Origin of the sequence: Gilvimarinus sp. 2_MG-2023, assembly GCF_030547685.1 — a bacterium.
Classification (GTDB): Bacteria; Pseudomonadota; Gammaproteobacteria; order Pseudomonadales; family Cellvibrionaceae; genus Gilvimarinus.
In genome coordinates this window covers 1-2,854 of sequence record NZ_JAUOQM010000058.1, presented here as the reverse complement: position 1 = coordinate 2,854, position 2,854 = coordinate 1, and the positions used below count along the sequence as shown (strand labels likewise).

At 53.6% G+C, this 2,854-nt stretch carries 1 protein-coding gene; it reads left to right on the top strand.

Annotated features, from left to right (window positions below; genetic code table 11):
- Nucleotides 1–30: 30 nt before the first annotated feature.
- A partial coding sequence (locus Q4526_RS16445; protein WP_303609706.1) for a TonB-dependent receptor occupies nucleotides 31–2,854 on the top strand: 2,824 nt, incomplete at its 3' end.

Genomic DNA, 2,854 nt, shown 5'->3' with positions numbered 1-2,854 from the left:
TAAATAAATCAGATAACGATGGGTAGCAACATGACTATGAGACTGAATCGTCTGTTCGTCGCAATGGCAGCAGCAACCACCATGGCCTCCTTAAGCCACGTCGCCAGCGCTCAACAAGAGCGACTGGAAGAGGTGGTCATTACTGGCATTCGCAGCAGTATGGAAACCTCAACCGCCATCAAACAACAAGCCGGAGAGATTGTTGAGTCGATTACCGCCGAAGACGTCGGTAAGTTGCCCGACTCCAACGTCGCCGAAACCCTGACTCGTATTCCTGGGGTGCAAGGCTATCGATACGGCGGCGAAGGTGCCTCGCCCGTGGGCGAAGGCAGCGGGCTGACCGTGCGCGGTCTCTCCGGACAAACCGCATCACGCCTGAACGGACGCACCTACTTTACCGCCGGCAGTCGCGAATTTAATATCGAAAGTGCCATCCCCGGCATGATCGCCGGCATCGACGTCTATAAAAACCCGAGCGCCAAACACATTGAGGGCGCCATTGGCGGCCTGATTAATATTCGAACCCGTCGCCCGCTGGATATGGATGAGCAAGTGGTCAGCTTGGCGGCGACCGCTAAATACAATGACTTTACCGAATCAACCAGCCCCGATTTATTCGGTCTGGTTTCCAACACTTGGTATTTGGATGACGGCTCCGAAATGGGCCTGATGTTTGCGGCCAACGTTCAAGAAAGCCACAACCGTTCTGATTCCACCCCCGCCAACCGTGGCCCGTACTTGAGAAGAGCCGTTCGCGCAGACTCGTCAGAGTACGAGAGTCTCGCGGGCGCAAACCAGAGTTACGCTGGGCGCAATGACGTTTGGTACTTGGCAGACCCTACGGGCAATGAAGACTCCTCGGAGCTGATGAGCACCCTCACCCAAAGCGCCAACGTTTTCCAGGAAGACATTTATCGCGAGCGCGAAGGTTACAACGCGGCCTTTCAGTGGGCCCCGAGCGACGACTTTGAAGTCTATGTGGAAGGTAACTACAACCTCTACAACTATAATCAGGAATATCAATTCCTGGTCTTGAACGACAGCCGCACGATAAAAGATCTTGAAACCATTGATTTCGATATGACCGAGTCACTTGTCGATCGCAATGTGAATGGCGGTGTCGATGAAGTGCTCGCCGAGCAAGTTCTGATTAGTGGCGAGTCCTTAGACTCATCCTTTTTCTCACTCGGCGGCGAGTCAGAGCGCCCCTACGAGACTTGGCTGATCGCGTCCGGGTTTGACTGGAATATTAGCGACAAGTTGAACATGACCGCTGATCTCTCTTATGTCGAGGCAAGCCAAACTCAGGATAGCCGCAACGTGCAGATCGATCCTAAACTGGGTTTAACCTGGGACTTCGCGCGCGAGCTGTATCCGGATAGCCGCAACCCAAGCAACATTCAAATCTCTGGCCCAGATCTATCCGATCCCAATAACTTTGTGTTTAACAGTTATGCCAACGTGATCCATCAGAATTTTGATGACGATGGCCTCGCTCTGCAAACAGATTTTACCTATGATTTGGATGGCTTCTTTCACACCCTATTGTTTGGTGCGCGAGTTGCCACTCAAGAGTCAAGCTACAGCAGTTATAACTTTACCGGGCAGCCACTCACAGACGATGGCCTGCCACTGGCCAGCGACCACTCTAACGCCGTGTCAGTTGCCGAATTCCCGGAGCTCTATAACATTGCGCCCAACGACTGGATTCGCAACGAAACCGACTTCCCCGGTGGCTACCTGACGTACCGCTCCAGCGCCTTGCACAGCGGTGTGCTCTCGGAGCTTTTCCCCTTGTCGGGTATCCCGGCCAACGGTGCCATTCCAGAGAATGTGACATCGCGTCGCCATGCGGATGAACGTACCGCGGCCGCCTACCTCATGGGCGAATTCTCGACCGAGGATGAGCGTATACGAGGTAATGTTGGCGTTCGTGTCGTTGAGACCGATATCGAAACCCGTGCCTGGGTGGTGGACTCCACCGGCGGTGAGTCGGTTGTGGTACCGGTGGACAACTCGAACTCATATGTCGATGTGCTCCCTTCTTTGAATGTTACCTATGAGATGCAAGAAGACCTGCTGTTGCGCTTCGGCTACAGCAAAGGCATGACCCGTCCTAATTTTGGGGCTTTGGTGCCGAGTGTTACGGTCGACCTTCTGCAGGGGCTAGGCAGTGGTGGCAACCCCGATCTGGAGCCACTGAAAGCTGACAGCTATGACATCTCTTTGGAGAAATATTTCGGTAGCGCCTCGTACGCCTCTGTCGCACTGTTCACAAAAGAGATTGACGGTTTTATTAATGGATCGCAAAGCTGTGAAACCGTTGCCACCGCCCCGGCCTACAATGGTACGTTCGACAACAGCTGTCCCGAAGGGCAATACCTGCTCAGTCGCGACGTCAATGCCGGCGACGGTAACGCAACCGGTATTGAACTGGCCGCGCAAACCTTTTTTGATTTCCTGCCTGGGATTTGGCAAGACTTTGGTGTAGCCGCCTCTTACACCCACGTCGAGACGGACAACCCGGTTGAGATTAACGGCGAGGTGATTGATACACCACAGGCGTTCCAATCTGATGACAGCTACAGCATCTCGGCGCTGTACGAAGGCGAGAAAACCTCTGCCCGATTGGTGTATAGCTATCGCTCGGAGTTTATCATGACCGGTGTGGTTCCAGCGCCTGTCAGTGGTCGATACATCAAAGGCTATGGCTTGCTGGATGCCTCCATTAACTATGATCTGTCGGATCGTTACACCATTAGTTTAAGTGCCTCTAACCTGACCGACGAAGCGCCGCTGCGTTACATTGGTGAGCCAGGTGCCGTAACGACTGATTTGCTCACGCAATATTTTG